The 16,506-nt window shown below is 44.5% G+C and carries 18 protein-coding genes; 13 read left to right on the forward strand and 5 right to left on the reverse strand.

Going from position 1 to position 16,506, the window contains the following annotated elements; translation table 11 throughout:
* Window positions 1-84: 84 nt before the first annotated feature.
* Window positions 85-852 (forward strand): histidinol-phosphatase, encoded by a 768-nt coding sequence (locus tag IGI89_RS08895; protein WP_086316497.1) that lies wholly within the window; start codon window positions 85-87, stop codon window positions 850-852.
* A 68-nt stretch (window positions 853-920) separates the two neighbouring features.
* Here IGI89_RS08895 and add read toward each other — a convergent pair whose 3' ends face one another.
* The 4 genes from add to IGI89_RS08915 all read right to left on the reverse strand — a co-directional run bounded on the left by add (window position 921) and on the right by IGI89_RS08915 (window position 6,098).
* Window positions 921-1,937, reverse strand: a complete 1,017-nt coding sequence (gene add / locus IGI89_RS08900) for an adenosine deaminase (RefSeq protein ID WP_086297866.1) — start codon at window positions 1,935-1,937, stop codon at window positions 921-923.
* 152 nt (window positions 1,938-2,089) lie between these two features.
* A complete protein-coding gene (ald, locus tag IGI89_RS08905) occupies window positions 2,090-3,196 on the reverse strand; it encodes an alanine dehydrogenase (RefSeq protein WP_016612688.1) in 1,107 nt (368 codons plus the stop codon).
* A 147-nt stretch (window positions 3,197-3,343) separates the two neighbouring features.
* On the reverse strand, window positions 3,344-4,066 hold the full coding sequence (locus IGI89_RS08910; protein WP_086297862.1) for a C39 family peptidase: 723 nt from the start codon (window positions 4,064-4,066) through the stop codon (window positions 3,344-3,346).
* A gap of 100 nt (window positions 4,067-4,166) precedes the next feature.
* Window positions 4,167-6,098 carry an ABC-F family ATP-binding cassette domain-containing protein gene (locus IGI89_RS08915; RefSeq protein WP_438735555.1) on the reverse strand — a complete coding sequence of 644 codons (1,932 nt, stop codon included), beginning with the start codon at window positions 6,096-6,098 and terminating at the stop codon, window positions 4,167-4,169.
* Window positions 6,099-6,315: 217 nt separating this feature from the next.
* Here IGI89_RS08915 and IGI89_RS08920 point away from each other — a divergent pair, with 217 nt between their 5' ends.
* Window positions 6,316-6,990: a redox-sensing transcriptional repressor Rex gene (locus IGI89_RS08920; RefSeq protein WP_005228549.1), complete on the forward strand. Its 675-nt coding sequence runs from the start codon at window positions 6,316-6,318 to the stop codon at window positions 6,988-6,990.
* Between the two features lie 92 nt (window positions 6,991-7,082).
* Here IGI89_RS08920 and IGI89_RS08925 read toward each other — a convergent pair whose 3' ends face one another.
* Complete coding sequence (locus tag IGI89_RS08925; protein ID WP_438735556.1) at window positions 7,083-7,445, reverse strand: thioredoxin family protein; 363 nt, start codon at window positions 7,443-7,445, stop codon at window positions 7,083-7,085.
* A gap of 220 nt (window positions 7,446-7,665) precedes the next feature.
* Here IGI89_RS08925 and IGI89_RS08930 point away from each other — a divergent pair, with 220 nt between their 5' ends.
* From IGI89_RS08930 to IGI89_RS08980, 11 genes are all read left to right on the forward strand, one after another.
* Entirely contained in the window at window positions 7,666-8,613 is a 948-nt protein-coding gene (locus tag IGI89_RS08930) for a permease (protein WP_008380792.1), read from the forward strand.
* Between the two features lie 3 nt (window positions 8,614-8,616).
* Entirely contained in the window at window positions 8,617-9,447 is an 831-nt protein-coding gene (locus IGI89_RS08935; protein WP_438735557.1) for a TIGR03943 family putative permease subunit, read from the forward strand.
* A 145-nt stretch (window positions 9,448-9,592) separates the two neighbouring features.
* Entirely contained in the window at window positions 9,593-9,859 is a 267-nt protein-coding gene (locus IGI89_RS08940; protein ID WP_005228556.1) for an IreB family regulatory phosphoprotein, read from the forward strand.
* Window positions 9,859-10,290, forward strand: coding sequence for a Holliday junction resolvase RuvX (gene ruvX, locus IGI89_RS08945; RefSeq protein ID WP_005234242.1), 432 nt, complete (start codon window positions 9,859-9,861; stop codon window positions 10,288-10,290). The genes IGI89_RS08940 and ruvX overlap by 1 nt, the downstream gene beginning before the upstream one ends.
* Before the next feature lie 22 nt (window positions 10,291-10,312).
* Window positions 10,313-10,630, forward strand: coding sequence for a DUF1292 domain-containing protein (locus IGI89_RS08950; RefSeq protein WP_005228559.1), 318 nt, complete (start codon window positions 10,313-10,315; stop codon window positions 10,628-10,630).
* Between the two features lie 104 nt (window positions 10,631-10,734).
* A complete protein-coding gene (locus IGI89_RS08955) occupies window positions 10,735-11,157 on the forward strand; it encodes an NUDIX hydrolase (RefSeq protein ID WP_176285369.1) in 423 nt (140 codons plus the stop codon).
* A 145-nt stretch (window positions 11,158-11,302) separates the two neighbouring features.
* Complete coding sequence (locus tag IGI89_RS08960) at window positions 11,303-12,406, forward strand: alpha-hydroxy-acid oxidizing protein (protein ID WP_008380802.1); 1,104 nt, start codon at window positions 11,303-11,305, stop codon at window positions 12,404-12,406.
* A gap of 176 nt (window positions 12,407-12,582) precedes the next feature.
* Complete coding sequence (locus IGI89_RS08965) at window positions 12,583-13,209, forward strand: glycosyltransferase family 32 protein (RefSeq protein WP_010749841.1); 627 nt, start codon at window positions 12,583-12,585, stop codon at window positions 13,207-13,209.
* A 112-nt stretch (window positions 13,210-13,321) separates the two neighbouring features.
* Window positions 13,322-13,831, forward strand: coding sequence for a GNAT family N-acetyltransferase (locus IGI89_RS08970; protein ID WP_438735558.1), 510 nt, complete (start codon window positions 13,322-13,324; stop codon window positions 13,829-13,831).
* 121 nt (window positions 13,832-13,952) lie between these two features.
* Window positions 13,953-14,795 carry a DUF368 domain-containing protein gene (locus IGI89_RS08975; RefSeq protein WP_005234267.1) on the forward strand — a complete coding sequence of 281 codons (843 nt, stop codon included), beginning with the start codon at window positions 13,953-13,955 and terminating at the stop codon, window positions 14,793-14,795.
* A gap of 259 nt (window positions 14,796-15,054) precedes the next feature.
* Window positions 15,055-16,506 carry an amidase gene (locus tag IGI89_RS08980; RefSeq protein WP_086297850.1) on the forward strand — a complete coding sequence of 484 codons (1,452 nt, stop codon included), beginning with the start codon at window positions 15,055-15,057 and terminating at the stop codon, window positions 16,504-16,506.

Consider the following 16,506-nt stretch of genomic DNA (forward strand, 5'->3'; position numbering starts at 1 on the left):
AGGATAACGCCTCAAGAAGAGTGTACCTAAAATGCGATCACAAAAACAAATTAACCTAAATGTAATAAGAAGGAGTGAATAACCATGTGGAAAGCAAACTATCATACCCACACAACTCGATGCAAACATGCACGGGATTCTGATGAAGACTATGTGATCAAAGCCATCCAAGCTGGCTTTAAGGAAATCGGCTTCGCTGATCATTGTCCCTGGCCCTTTGAGGATGGGTATGTCTCGCCCATGCGGATGGATGTTGCGCAATTGGAAGATTACGTTTCATCGGTGAAAAGCTTACGGGAAAAATATCAAGGACAAATCGATGTGAAATTAGGATTAGAGTGTGAATATTTTGAAACAATGATTCCTTGGCTAGTTGCAGAGAAAGAAAGGCTGTCGATCGACTATTTGATTTTTGGCAATCACTTTCCTGAAATCGAAAGCAATCACTATTACGACCATACACCCGGGGATTCGGTAAAAGCGATCAAAGATTATCTCCGTGTTTCTTTACAAGGGATCGAATCAGAAATTTTTGCTTATATGGCACACCCAGATGTGTTTATGCGGGGCTATAAAACCTTCGATTCCCATTGCGAAGAAGTTGCTTACCGTTTATGCGAAAAAGCCAAAGAGTATCAGCTGCCATTGGAGTATAATTTGGCGGGCTATACGAATGGTGGCTATCCGCATCCTGAATTTTGGAAGATCGCTAAGGAAGTCGGCTGCTCTTGTATTATTGGGATCGATGCCCACGAGAGTGCGGCTTTCACAAATACAGAAATTTACGAAAGAGCTCTTTTAGAAATCGATGCCTTAGGATTAACAAGGATCGATCGGCTCTTCTTTGCGTGAAGGAAAGAAAGTTGATTGTTTTGGAAATAAACATGGACGCCAGTGGGGATCACTAGCGTCCATGTTTATTAGAATTGCCATTCTTGAATTTTTTTCAAGAGTACCGCTTTGTCGGCAGCTTCCGCAAAGGAATGCTGAGCGGCAGTTTCGTTTATGAAGCGCATCTCTGATTCGGACATGTCGCAATGATGAGCCATTTGCAGGTATTCATTGGTCAATGTCGTATTTGAGACCGTTCGGTTATCTGTGTTCAAACAAAAAGGGACCTTGGCTTCCAGCCATTCTCTTAATGGGTATGCCGAGTATGTGGGAATCGCACGAGTATGAACATTGCTGGTAGGACAGCCTTCGATACAGCGCTTTTGTTCTCGAACAAACGCTTGAGCAGTGTGATCTCCTTTTAAGGCGATGCCGTGGCCAATCCGCTGCGCACCGCTTTCGATGGCTTGATAAATGTTTTGCACACAGCCGCATTCGCCTGCATGTAAGGTCAGCTGGACACTTTGGTTCTTGAGGAACACTTGATAGCTGGCAGCTAAATCAGGGACGTACCCGTCTTCTTCTGGACCTGCTAGATCAATACCGACTACTTTTTCATCGGTAAGAGCGATCGCTTCATCAAAAATCTCCGTAATAGCTGGTAGGTCTTCTTGACGCATCCCAATGACCAAAACATTGCCTTTGATTGGGTAGCGTTTTTCTGCTCGTGCGATGCCTTCGATCACGGCTTGGATGGTCTGGCTGCAAGTGAGTCCTTTGTCCATCGATAAGCTGGGGGCAAAGCGGATCTCAATATAAGCGACCCCATCTTGAGCGGCTTGTTCCATCACGTCATAGGCAGCAGCTGCTAACGCTTCTTGTGTTTGCAGATACGGCCGAACGAAATCAAAGCAGCGAAGATAATCCCTCAGGTCATGACAATCTTTGGGGGCTTGCATCTGTGCTTTCACAGCTTCGATGTCTTGAGCGATGGGAAGCTCTTGCTGATTGGCGATGGCGATCAATGTTTCTGGACGAATGGAACCGTCGAGATGGCAATGAAGTTCTACTTTGGGAAATGCTTGGATTTGTTGTTGAGTAAGCACAGTGTTCCTCCTGTCTAGGTCGAATTTTTTTTAAGTATGAATATAGCATACTTCCAAAGCCCATGCTACCCAAAAAAGGAAATTCTCATAGAAAGCAAACCAGCAGCCGCGAATTACTTGTGTGGCTGCTGGTTTTATTGTGGGAGAGTGGCTCAAATCAACTCCGATAGATCGGTAAAAGGCAATGACAGATCATGAGCGGCTTCTTTTGAAGTAAATGCGCCCTCATAGGCGATGACCCCTTTGGCAAGGGCCTCGTTTTCTCGCAACGCTGCTAAAGGGTCTTTCGCTAGCTGCTGGGCATACGGTAATGTGGCAATGCTCAATGCGATGGTTGCCGTTTGCGGCACAGCACCCGGCATATTCGCCACTGCATAGTGAATGACTTCTTCCCGGATATAGGTTGGCTCGTCGTGGGTGGTGACTTTGTCTTCGGTCTCGAAAATTCCGCCTTGGTCAATGGCAATATCGACGATCACCGATTTTTCAGGCATCTGTTTCACCATGTCGCGGGTCACTAAGCACGGGGCTTTTTGTCCTGGCAATAAAACGGCTCCTACCACCAAGTCTGCGGATTGGATCGTTCGCTCGATATTCAAACGATTGGAATACAAAGTTTGGACTTGACCAGAAAATTGTCGATCCAGCTCTTGTAAGCGTGGGATTGAAACGTCTAAAATTGTCACTTGTGCGCCTAGACCTACGGCGACTCTCGCGGCATTCTCGCCGGCAACGCCACCACCAATGATCGTTACCCGACCTTGACGGACGCCGGGAACACCCGAAAGCAGGATCCCTTTTCCGCCATAAATTTTTTCGAGAAATTGCGCGCCAATTTGAACAGACATTCTTCCAGCGATCTCACTCATGGGAGACAGTAAAGGCAGGGTGCCGTTCGCCAGCTGGACGTTCTCATAAGCAACAGCGATCACTTTGCTGTCGATCAACGCTTGAGCAAGCTGTTGATTGGCGGCTACGTGGAAATAGGTGAATAAAACCAGTCCCTCATGCAAAAAGGGGTATTCTTCTGGTAAAGGTTCTTTGACTTTCATAACCAATTCAGAGGCCCAAACCTCTTCAACGGTAGCAATCGTAGCGCCGACTTCCTGATACGCTTGATCAGAAAAGGTTGATCCTGCACCAGCGCCTTGTTCAACGAAGACTTCGTGTCCGTCTTGGACTAACTCATAGACTCCGGAGGGCGGCAATGCCACACGATTTTCATTGTTCTTGATTTCTTTGGGGATACCGATTTTCATAGACTTCACACCTTTCTTTCTTCCATTATAATAGAAAGCGGATTCCCAAGGGGAGAAAAAAGGGTTTTTTTATTAAAAAAGTAAGATCCAGTTGCTGCTTTCGGGACGACAAAGAAAAAAGCCCCCAATGGGACTTTTTTCGAACAATCAGCTGAAGGTCCAAAAGCGCAAGCTTTGATCAGCGATTTCATCTAGTGTGTAGTAAGTAGCGTAGTGGGATTTTTCCGGATCATCATTGGGATCTAAGACAAACACTTGATCGCCCATCATTCCACCTAAGACCATGATATGGCCGCCATCTGTAAATTCCCCTGGGGTCATAGAAACGATGACGGGATGATTTTGTTGCAAGTAGGCTTCAACGCTAGCTAGGTCAGTACTAAGATCATAATAGTTGTAGCCGTTTGCATCGGCAAAGTCAGAAAAAATCCGCCAGTCCGTTCCTTGGCCGTCAACGTAATAATGATCTCCTGCCCAATCAAGGACTTCCGGTGGCGTAATGTGATAGCCTTCAAGATAGGATTGAACCATCGCAAGAGAAGCGATCGCACAGCCGTTTTCTGCTAAGGTTTGGCTGCCGTCATTGCCATAGGATCTATCGGCCCATTCTTCGTTCGTCTGCAGGAAAATCGGTGTTGTGATGTCCATTTCCCCTAAGTAAGCATTGATATCTTCACTAAAAATAGCTTGAGAGTAAATATATTCGTCGTCATAACTCTCATCATAGGCAACGACGGTGTGCACGTGTTCGGACAACTCTCCGTACAACACGTGATGAGAGATTCGATTGAACCCTATCCAAATCAACACCAATCCTGCTAAAACAATCATTGGCCGACGCTTTCGATAAACATCTGTCTGTTTTTGCATTTTTCCCTCCTTGTTTTACGAATCGTACGTATTCATCCTGTTCTTTTAAGTAAAACAAAGGAGGGGGCGCTTGTCATCGGCCTACAGACCGATTCCACGATCAACTTTCAAATGCCTCTAGTTCTAAGCTAGTATTTTCCCATGCTTCTAATAGGGCTTCTTGTTCAGTGCGGGCTTGTTCTAACGCTTGATTCAACGCGGTCAATTTTACATGATCATTCAACGCTTCTGGTGCGGTCATGTCTTGTTCCAGTTGCTGGATCGTTTCTTCTATCGTGGCAAGCTCTTCTTCGATTTGGGCGACTTTTCGCTGTAAGGTTCTAACGGCTTTTTGCTGTTCTTTGCTTTGGACAAAGTTTTGCTTGCCCGCTGAGATGGTGGTTTCGGTTGTTTTTGCTTCCAACATTGCTGCGATCTCAGCTTCTTCTTGTTTCTTTTCTAAATAATAATCGTAATCGCCTAGATAGAGCTTGCTGCCGTTTTCAGACAGTTCCACGACCTTGGTGGCGATTCGATTGATAAAGTAGCGGTCATGAGATACGAAGAACAACGTGCCTTCATAATCGATCAGGGCATTTTCTAAGACTTCTTTGCTGTCGATGTCTAAGTGATTGGTTGGTTCATCCAAAATCAAGAAATTGTCATGATCCATGGCTAATTTTGCCAAAGCGACACGGGCTTTTTCGCCACCGCTTAACAGCGTGATCGGCTTTTCAACATCTTCTCCCGAAAATAAGAAGCTGCCTAATATATTGCGAATATCGACTTCAGGTGTGGTACTGTGGTCATCCCAAAGCTCATGGAGGATCGTTTTGGTTGAGTGCAGATCGGATTGAGTTTGGTCATAGTACCCGATTGAGACATTGGCGCCAAAATGCACCTTTCCTTGAATAAAGGGGATTTTATGAATCAGCGATTTCAGTAAGGTTGACTTGCCGATCCCATTCGGCCCCACTAAAGCGATCGCATCTTTGCGACGAACATCTAAGTCGATGGGCGCCGATAAGACTTCTTCTTCAGAATAACCGATAGCGGCATTTTCTACTTGCATTACAACATTTCCTGAAGGTTTTTCAATGGAAAAAAGGAAGTGGGCGGATTTTTCATCTCCTTGCGGGCGATCCAACCGGTCCATTTTCTCCAATTGCTTACGGCGACTTTGCGCGCGTTTGGTGGTAGAGGCACGGACAAGGTTGCGGGCAACAAAGTCTTCCAGTTTATTGATTTCTTCTTGCTGCTTTTCAAAGGCTTTCCATTCGCTTTGCAGCTGTTCAGCTTTCAGGGTCAAATAGCGGCTGTAATTGCCTTTGTAGTGGCGCATTTTTTGCCGACTCAGTTCGTAGACTTCGTTGACAACTTTGTCTAAGAAGTAACGGTCATGGGAAACGATCAGCAACGCACCGGCATATCCTTGTAGATAGTTTTCCAACCAAGATAACGTTTCGATGTCTAAATGGTTGGTCGGCTCATCGAGGATCAAGATATCAGGTTTTTGCAGCAGCATTTTTGCTAATGCCAAGCGGGTTTTTTGACCACCGGAAAGGGTATCGATCGGCTGTGTGTAAAAAGAAGGATCAAACTGAAAACCGTGCAAGACGGAGCGAATCTCATTTTCATAGCCATAACCGTTTTTTTCTGCAAATTCATGCTGCAACTGGTCGTATTCTTTCAGGAGATTGCCAGAGTCAGCAGCAGGATCTGCTTCGGAGATGGCGATCTCTAAGGTACGCATGCGCTGCTCCATCTGTCGAACCGTTGCAAAAGCTCCTAGCATTTCTTCCCAAACGGTGGCCTGACTATCAAGTCCGGTATCTTGAGCTAAGTAGCCCATCGTAGCGGTCTTGTTTTTAGCGATCGTTCCTTTATCAGGACTTTCGAGTCCAGCAATAATTTTCAGTAGCGTTGATTTACCAGCACCGTTGCGCCCAACAAGCGCGATTCGGGAATTGCTGGCAATCTCTAATTGGATATTTTCAAATAAAACCTCGGCTCCGAAAAGACGGGCGATTTGGTTGGCTTGTAATAAAATCATGTGTATGTCATTCCTATCTTTAAGAAACTTGTCTGTATCAAGGTTGCAATACTACAAGTCTATCATATTTTATGAAAAACAGCGATTGGGAAAAAGTTTGATTTTACCATTATAAAATTTATATTTCAAATTATGAGCATTCAAATTGATTTTTGAACAATGTATTTGTTATGATAGCTTCATCACAAGTGAATTTTTCACAATGGGGGAGTATTCTTTGAAAGATCATCAAATTCCAAAGGCAACAGCGAAGCGATTGCCTTTATATTATCGTTACTTGCGTATTTTGCACCAAGCTGGCAAATTAAAAGTTTCTTCGACCGAACTAAGTGAAGCTGTTCAAGTTGATAGTGCGACGATCCGCCGCGACTTTTCCTACTTTGGTGAATTAGGAAAACGCGGCTATGGCTATGACGTTGAAAGCTTGATGCAGTTCTTTGCGAAGACATTGAACGAAGACCACATGACGAATGTAGCTTTAGTCGGTGTCGGAAACTTGGGGAGCGCCTTGTTGAAATACAAATTTCACCAAAGCAACAGCATTCGGATCAGTGCTGCATTTGATGTCAATGAAGATCTAGTTGGTCGAATCGTAGATGGTGTGCCGGTCTATCCAATGGATGACATGAAGGAACAAGTGAAGATCCAGCAGATCGATGTGGCTATTTTGACGGTTCCCGCACAACATTCACAAGATTTAGTGAACGAGCTTGTGAAAGCTGGCATTAAAGGAATCTTGAACTTTACACCTGCACGGATCACTGCACCAAAAGGCGTGCTGATTCAAAACGTTGACTTAACCAATGAATTGCAAACATTGATTTATTTCTTGCATTCAGGCAACGTCTTGTCCCATGAAGAACCAGTAGAAGAACCATCACTAAGCGAATAATCGCATCACATAAATAGGAACCAGCAAAACAGCTGCCAGATCGTAGTATATACAAGGATCTGACAGCTGTTTTTTGCTTTCATTCACTGAACTTACTCGTCTAACTGGTCAAAAAGTGATTCGTAGGAATCTTGCTCTTCAACGCTTGTGAGTGCTTCTTGATACCGCAAGATTTGTTGAGTCAAACGTGTGAAATCGATGATGCGGGCTTCGCGATGCACTTCTTTCCCATTTGCGAACAAGAGGACGACGGGAACCGTCAAGACCGAAAATAAACTGGCTGCTTCTGGCTCTGTCAGCGTGTTGATGGTAAATAGTGGGAGTTGTTGGGTTTGTGCCAGTTTTTGGATGCGTGGTTTGTCTGCAATACAAATACTGCAATTCGGTTGAGAGAGATAGAGTAGTGCCAACGGTTGTTGGGCGAGCTGCTCTTGGATCGGTTGATTTTTTTGCATAAGTCATTCCTCCATGGAAAATGTACGCTGTTCTTGAGGAAAAGTCAAAATATCTGCTAGCAGCTGATCGCTTAGGTGAGTAAGAAGGATTCAAAGATAAGGGAAATCTAAAGCAACGATTAAAAAAATAGGCTGCTTTAAAAAAAACGTTGTATAAAAAAAGGAAAAAACGTATAGTAATTCCAGCGTTTCGAATTTATTGATAAAGAAGGTTAAAGTTATGTTTCAGGCATTACCGAATTCTGTCCTGCAAATGAGTGTTATTTTTTTATCTATCGTCATTGAAGCCTTGCCCTTTGTCCTATTGGGCTGCTTGATATCAGGTGCTTTACAAGTCTTCTTGACGCCAGAAAGAGTCACGAGACTCTTACCAAAAAACAAATTGGCATCGATCACTGTTGGTTGTGGCCTGGGGGTCTTTTTTCCTTCCTGCGAGTGTGGGATCGTACCGATCGTTAATCAGTTCGTAAAAAAAGAAGTGCCAGTGTATACGGCGTTTGCCTTTATGCTGACTGCACCGATCATCAATCCTATCGTGATTTTTTCGACATTCATTGCCTTTGGAAATTCCGCGAAATTCGCCTTTTTGCGTGTACTGGGCAGCTTATTGGTCGCAATGGTCGTGGGGATCTGGCTGGCGTATTTTAACAAACAAGAGGTCTTAAAAACACGGCTTGCCAATCAATTAAGTGGCGGGAATGAGCAAGTAGCTCACCCACACCATCATGGGCATGATCACGCCCACCATCAAACAGAAAAGACCAGTCATCCGCTTCTTCGGCAGATTCGTCATTTGCTACAGCATAGTTTGGATGAGTTTTTCGATACTGGGCGTTATTTGATCATTGGTGCGTTGATCGCCTCAGCGATGCAGACCTATCTGCCAACTGGCTTGATGCTGACATTAGGCTCCACGAAGCTGTTAGCGGTTTTCGTCATGCTGCTGTTGGCACTGACATTATCCCTATGTTCCGAAGCAGATGCCTTTATCGGCTCTTCGTTGTTGAGTTTATTCGGCACTGGACCAGTCGTCGGTTTCCTGGTTTTTGGTCCAATGGTAGATATTAAAAACCTGTTGATGATGAAGCGGTACTTTTCGGGGCGTTTTATCGCTTCTCTGGTTGGTTTAGTCGCAATCGTCGTTTCAATTTATGCATGGGTGGTGTAAAGAATGATTCGTTTTTTGATCTTATCAGGCTATTTTGAATTAATGATGTATTTGCAAGTGACGGGCAAACTCAATCAGTTTATCAACATTCATTATCGCTATCTCGCTATTTTATCTATGATCATTTCTTTATTGTTGGCTTTGGTCCAGCTGTACTTTTGGGTCAAACAAGAGCCCGAGCATCATCATGACGACGAGCACCAGCATGGATTAGAGAAAAAATACCAACGAGTGATTGCGTATTTTCTATTAGCCTTACCGATCATCGTGGGTCTCTTTTTTCCCACCGTTAGCTTGGATACGACGATCGTTGAAGCAAAAGGGTTTAATTTCCCCCTAAGTGAAGAATCTGTGGGGGATCCAGAAATGACGACCCAATATCTGAAACCCGATACAAGTCTTTATTTTAACAAAGAAGATTATGACACTCAGATGGATGCAGCATTGGCACGTTACGCCAAAGATGAGACGATTGCGATAACGGAAGAAAATTACTTGGAAGTCATGGAGTTGATCTATACGTACCCGAGCGAATTTATTGGCAAGAAAATCACCTATGATGGATTTGTGTACCATGCAGATCAAGATGATGCCAATGAAATCTTTTTGTTTCGTTTTGGCATTATCCATTGTGTGGCTGATTCAGGCGTTTTTGGCTTGCGAGTGGAATTACCACAACAAACAACGGCAGAAAATAACCAGTGGCTCCACGTGGAAGGGACGATCCAATCGAAGTACTATCAACCCTTCAAACGGGACTTGCCGATGGTGGTAGCAGACCAAGAGAAGACGATTGAAGCACCAGAAAACCAGTATGTCTATCGCGCTTTCTAGCTTTTTTTAAGAAAGTTCATAAAAACATCATAAACCTTTGTTATAATGGAGAAAATCTTAGCATATGTTTGTAGTTTTATCAAACGTTTAGTACAATATAGTAGGAACATATGCTAAAATCTATACAAAAGAGAGGTGTCGTGAAATGGGTTTTACAGATGAAACAGTTCGCTTTGATTTTGATGATAGCCGTAAAAAAGAAGTCAGCGAAACATTAGCTATCGTCTACCGAGCATTAGAGGAAAAAGGATACAATCCGATCAATCAAATCGTCGGTTATCTCCTTTCTGGCGACCCGGCTTACATTCCTCGTTATCGGGATGCCCGGAATTTGATTCGTCGTCACGAACGGGATGAGATCATGGAAGTTCTGATCCGTTATTATTTAGGCAATCACGGGATCAACCTATAATGAGAATCATGGGATTGGATGTTGGTTCGCGGACAGTCGGCGTGGCGGTCAGTGACCCAATGGGCTGGACAGCACAAGGGATCGAGATCATTCGCATCAATGAAGATGAAGGCAATTTCGGTTATGATCGACTTGCTGAATTGGTGAAAGAATATGAAGTCTCACGTTTTGTGGTAGGACTACCTAAAAATATGAATAATACGATCGGACCTAGAGCGGAAGCTTCTATGGCTTACGGCGCAGCGATCGAACAGCAGTTCGGTTTGCCGGTCGTTTACCAAGACGAACGTCTGACGACCGTTCAAGCAGAACGAATGCTGGTAGAACAGGCGAATACATCGCGTGCCAAACGAAAAAAAGTGATTGATAAATTAGCAGCAGTCATGATTTTGCAGAATTATTTAGATGGTGCTGGGAAACAGCTGTTTTAATTTACAGAAAAGAGGAAAATAAATGTCAGAACATACACACGATCATAACCACGATCACGATCATGAAGGACATGAACACATTACTTTAATCGATGATCAAGGAAATGAAACATTATACGAAATTCTATTAACGGTTGACGGTACGGAAGAATTCGGCCGCAACTACGTCTTGCTTTATCCAGCAGGCGTACCAGAAGAAGAAGACGTTGAATTACAAGCATACGCTTATATTGAAAACGAAGACGGTTCTGAAGGTGAATTAGAACAGATCGAAACAGAAGCAGAATGGGATATGATTGAAGAAGTCTTCAACACATTCATGGCGGAAGAAGAAGAGTAATAAGTTGCAAGTGCTGACCCTTTCCATAAGGGATCAGCACTTTTTTTGATTTAACGACTGTTTATTTTAGAAACATGTCTGCTTTTTTGAAAGGAATGAGAAAAATGAGTAACGTAACGATATTCGATCTTGAAAAGATCGCAGAAGAGCAGCTAGTTTTTGCCGTGATCATCAGCAAGTACCAAGAAAAGTTCGTCTATGTCAAACACAAAGAACGAGACACCTTGGAGATCCCTGGAGGCAAGCGAGAACTAGGAGAAAGCATCACAGAGTGTGCTGCCCGTGAATTAAAAGAAGAAACAGGCGCCAAGCACTTTACTCTAGAGCCGTTATTTATCTATGGGGTAGAAAAAGACGGGGAGACCGATTACGGCTTGGTGTTCGAAGCCCAGATCACGGAGTTGGAGGATGAGTTGACCTCAGAGATCGAAGCAATCTATGTAAGGGTAAAGCCGCCTGTCAGTTGGACATATCCAACGATTCAGCCGTTGTTATTGGCAGAATATGTTAAACGAACAAAACAATAATTCAGCTAGTTCAAATGGAGGGCTGTCTTGAGTGGAAAAGTAAAGTAAGCCTATTTGACAGGAGTGAGCGAATGAGTTGCGTGATCCTGCAATCAGGGGTAGGATGAAAATGTAAACGTTATCTTATCGGAGAGTAGGGAAAGGCATGGAAAAAATTTATCAAGCAAGTACCGCAGAAGGAGCAATCGATTTTATCAATATGCGCGATTTGGAGATCGCGGCAGAGGAAGTGATTCCTAAAGGTGGGTATGGCTATATCAGCAGTGGTGCGGGGGATATTTTTACCTATCAAGAAAATGAACGCGCCTTCAATCACAAATTGATCATTCCTCATGTCTTAAAGGACATTGAATTACCGGACACAACGTTGTCCTTTGGCGGTGACACGTTGTCAGCGCCAATCATTATGGCACCTGTGGCTGCCCACGGCTTAGCAAATGTTGCGGCAGAACAAGCGTCAGCCAAAGGTGTGTCACGTTTTGGCACGATCTATACGGCGAGTTCGTATGCCTCTTGTACGTTGGAAGAAATCCGAGCGGCTGGAGGTCAAGAAGCGCCGCAGTGGTTCCAGTTTTATATGAGTAAAGACGATGGTATTAACAAAGACATCTTGGCGATGGCAAAACGCAATGGCGCCAAAGCGATCGTTTTGACCGCAGATGCAACCGTGGGGGGCAATCGAGAAACGGATCGCCGCAATGGCTTCACCTTTCCGTTGGCAATGCCGATCGTTCAGGCTTATCAATCAGGGATCGGACAAACGATGGATGCCGTTTACGGCTCCTCAAAACAAAAATTAAGTCCCCAGGACGTCGCTTTTATCGCCAAAGAATCTGACTTGCCAGTTTATGTCAAAGGGGTGCAATCAGAAGAAGATGTGGAACGAGCTTTAGGGGCAGGTGCACAAGGGATTTGGGTCTCAAATCACGGGGGACGCCAATTGGATGGTGGTCCAGCTTCCTTTGATTCCTTGCAGATCGTGGCTGAAGCAGTGGCAGGTCGGGCGCCGATCGTCTTCGATAGCGGGGTACGGCGAGGACAGCATGTCTTTAAAGCGATTGCTTGCGGAGCAGATCTAGTGGCGATCGGTCGACCAGTGATCTATGGGTTGGCTCTAGGTGGTGCCACTGGTGTTCAACAAGTCTTTGATTTCTTCAAAAAAGAATTGGAGATGGTCATGCAGCTTGCGGGGACGCAAACGGTGGCAGATATCAAAAAAGCCGTCTTACGGGACAATCATTATTTATAAGCAATCCCTCAAAAAGCACTCGAGTCGTTGACTCAGGTGCTTTTTTCAATGATCCTTTCTGATCCTGAAGAGCAGAGCCAACAGTTCTTTTCGCCGTAAAAAGTGTATATGATTTTGAAACAATTGCAAAATCCGCTACACTTAAAAGAGACCAATAAACTAAAGGAGAGAGATTGATGATTCCAAAAATTATTCATTATTGCTGGTTTGGCGGCAATCCATTAGGTGAACAAGAAAAGAAATACATGGATACCTGGAAAAAATATTGTCCGGATTATGAGATCAAACGTTGGGATGAATCAACGATCGACCTTTCAAAATTCGGTCCTTATCTAAAAGAGGCCTATGACCAAGAAGAATGGGCATTTGTGTCAGATGTGGTTCGTTTGTATGCGTTAGTGACAGAAGGCGGTATTTATATGGATACTGATATCGAGGTGGTCAAACCTTTAGATGAGCTCTTGACACTGGAGGCATTTATGGGCTTTGAGATCGAAACCAAGATTTCTACTGGGATCATTGGAGCGGTTCCGCACCATCCCTTTATGGAAGAATGGTACCACGATTACGATGACCGAAAATTTGTCCGGGCAGAAAAAACGGAAGATGTCGTCACCAATGTGATCCGAGTGACGGAACTGCTGCAAAACCACGGATTAGAATTGAATAATCAACGACAAACCGTTAAGGGCGTAGAGATCTTCCCGCAAATGACGTTTTCACCAAAAAGCTATATCACGGGTGAGGTCGAGGAAGATCCGAGTACGATGGTGATCCATCAGTTTTCTGGCTCTTGGTTATAAAAGAGTAAGTCTATGAAAGGACGGACAGTGGGGAAAGCTGTCCGCCCTTTTTGCTTTTGCAAGGGATAATGGAGATGTGATAGAATAGCTTGATAAAAAAGGAGGCGTTTTGATGGCTATCAAACGATGTACTTTGGCAGATTTAGAAGAATTGGGAGAAATCAGCGTATCCACCTATTACGATACATTTGCTCCTTTCAATACGGAGGAAAATACCCGCATCTATCTAGAAGAAGCCTACAATCTGCCGAAACTGACCCGAGAGTTAGAAAATCCGCAATCGGTGTTTTATTTTTTGCAAGAAAATGATCAAACCGTAGGGTATATCAAACTTAACTGGGGGGAGGCACAGACGGAAGCGATCGCCCCAGAGGGGTTGGAAATTGAACGGATCTATATCAAAAAAGAACATAAGCGGATGGGCTATGGCAAAACACTGCTGCTTTTTGCCCAAGAGACCGCCAAAGAGCTGCAGAAAAAGTCGATCTGGTTAGGCGTTTGGGAATTTAACGACAATGCGTTGGCTTTTTATCATACGATGGGCTTTGAAAGAGTTGGCAGTCATTCCTTTTTTATGGGGGATGATGAGCAGACGGATTTCTTGATGCTGAAAGAGCTTTGAGTGCCGCCTTGTATGAGGAATTAGAAATTACTTTCCATTTTTTTGGCAATCAAGTATAGTTAAAGGGATTGATGAAAAAAGAACGATTGGTGAAAACCATCGCTAAGGAGAGCAATTGTAAATGGAAAAACAGAGAAACGAAAGTATTTTGTCACGTTTTCTTAAAGGCGTGGTGATTGCCTTGGGCTTTATCTTGCCTGGTGTTTCAGGTGGCGTATTGGCAGCCATCTTAGGCATTTATGAGCGGATGCTGCGCTTTATGGCACATCTGACGAAGAATTTTAAAGAGAATTTCCTCTTTTTCCTACCAGTAGGGATCGGGGGAATCGTAGGGATCGGTCTTTTATCGAAGCCATTAGAGTGGTTGCTGCAAAATTATCAAATCATCGTTTTGTGGGGCTTTGCGGGGGCAATTATTGGGACATTACCGGCACTTGCCAAAGAATCTACTTTAAAAAGCAAACGAACAACCGGTGATTTGATTTGGTTCTTCGGCAGTATGGTCATCGGCTTCTTGTTCCTCTATTTTATGGGCGATATCTTAGGAACGATCCCTGCCAATTTCATAGGTTTTGTGATCGCCGGCGGTCTGATCGCGTTAGGTGTTTTGGTTCCCGGCTTGAGTCCTTCAAACCTTTTGCTCGTTCTGGGCCTTTATGATCCGATGTTGAAAGGCTTTAAGAGCTTTGACATCATGGGTGTCTTTCTACCGATCGCCATTGGCGGCTTGGCAGTGATGCTGTTGTTTTCGAAATTGATGGAGTGGCTATTGACGCATTATCATTCAAAAGTCTATCACTTCATTTTAGGGATCGTTATTGCCTCAACGGGTTTGATCGTGATTCCTCCGGTGGCAAACTATAGCGGCTTTACTTGGGTAACGGCCGTCATCGGAATTATCTTGTTTGTCTTGGGGGCTTGGTTAGGTCTTTGGATGAGCAAGCTGGAAGAAAAATACAAGTAAATCAAAACGGCACATCGTTTGGCGATGTGCCGTTTTTGTTAGGTTATGATTCGGGCAGCTAAGAGAAAGCGTTGGTGGACAGCCAGTAGTAAAAAGATTGGAACGTTTGATAACGATGTGATACAGGTTTAAAAACTGTTCTATTTTTGTTGAAAGATTTCCTAGTGTTTGGTATATTGTAGTCTATATAAAGAAGAATTTTTCATGTGTTACAGTTTAGATAATTGTTTGAGGTTATTGAGAAAAAGGAGGGACAAGCATGCAAGATGCGACCTATTGGGCGGAACAATTGCGGCAAGGACAAATCAGCTTTGCAGAGCGGGTGGCGATGATCGAAGAAAAAGTCAATCAACAAAATTCGCTTTTGAATGCGCTTGTAACATTTGATCCGCAAGCAGCGATCCAGCATTACGAGCAGCATCTTCAAAAAACGGTTTTTGGTGGACAACCCATGCCGTTAAAAATACTCGGCCAAACCAAAGCAGGGTGGCCAGCAACGTCAGGAGCCAAACTGTTTGCAAAAGCACGAGCCAGCCGCACGGCTCATTTTGTCTCTCGTTTAGAAGAGGCGGGCTTTGTGCCGTTAGGGCAAACCAATGCACCAGAATTTGGATTCAAAAATATCACTGATCCAACATTGTATGGGCCTACACGTAATCCGTGGAATCCTGCCTATTCAGCTGGTGGTTCCAGTGGTGGTGCGGCAGCGGCAGTGGCTTCGGGGATGTTTCCGATTGCAGGTGCCAGTGATGGCGGCGGATCGATCCGCATTCCAGCTTCCTTTAGCGGATTGATCGGTTTGAAGCCAACCCGTGGCACGATGCCAGTGGGTCCTAGTGAATGGCGCAGCTGGCAAGGCGCTTCCATCAACTTTGCGTTGACGCTTTCTATGCGTGATACGGAACAGTTGTTTTATGCGTTGCGGACGTCACAGCCGGCAGCCCCTTATCAGGCACCGCAAGTAGAATGGCATCATCAGCAAGCGAGTCAAAAACCGCGGTTGAAGGTTGCTTTTACTACCGCATCGCCGACCGGTGGACAAGTGTCTGAAACTGCCATCCAAGCAGTCCGAAGTGCAGCCGCATTTTTAGAAAAGCAGGGGCACGAAGTCATTGAAGTGGGCTATCCAGTGGATGGTCAGCAAATGATGACCACTTATTACGCCATGAATGGTGGCGAAACAGCTGCGATGTTTGCTGAGATCGATGCTGCTCGTCAAGAACCGGTCAAACGGGAAGAAATGGAATTGATGACCTGGGCACTTTACCAATATGGCAAAAAACTGCCGGCCGCCGATTACGTTCTTGCCTTGCAGTGGTGGGATCAGCTGGCAGAAAAAATGGAAGAAGTCTTTTCGACCTATGATCTCTTTTTAACACCGACGACGGCTTTTCCAGCCCCTTTGATCGAGGAAGACTTACAAAGCGATAGCATTCGCCAAAGACTGCATGAGATCGAATCGCTTGGAAAAAGAGCTGCGGGTGAGTTGATCGAAGAAATGTTTGCCAAGAGCTATGCTCTGACACCTTACACTCAATTAGCCAATTTAACGGGGCAGCCAGCCATCAGCTTGCCAACTGCTCTTAGCGAGGAAGGGTTGCCGCTAGGGATCCAATTTATGGCGTCTAAAGGCAGAGAAGATCTGCTTTTCCAAGTCGGCTATTTATTTGAAACACAGCAACGATTTCTGTTGCCAAAACAAGGAAACTAA

The sequence above is a fragment of the Enterococcus sp. AZ141 genome (genome assembly GCF_051714385.1).
GTDB classification, from domain to species: Bacteria; Bacillota; Bacilli; order Lactobacillales; family Enterococcaceae; genus Enterococcus_D; species Enterococcus_D entomosocium.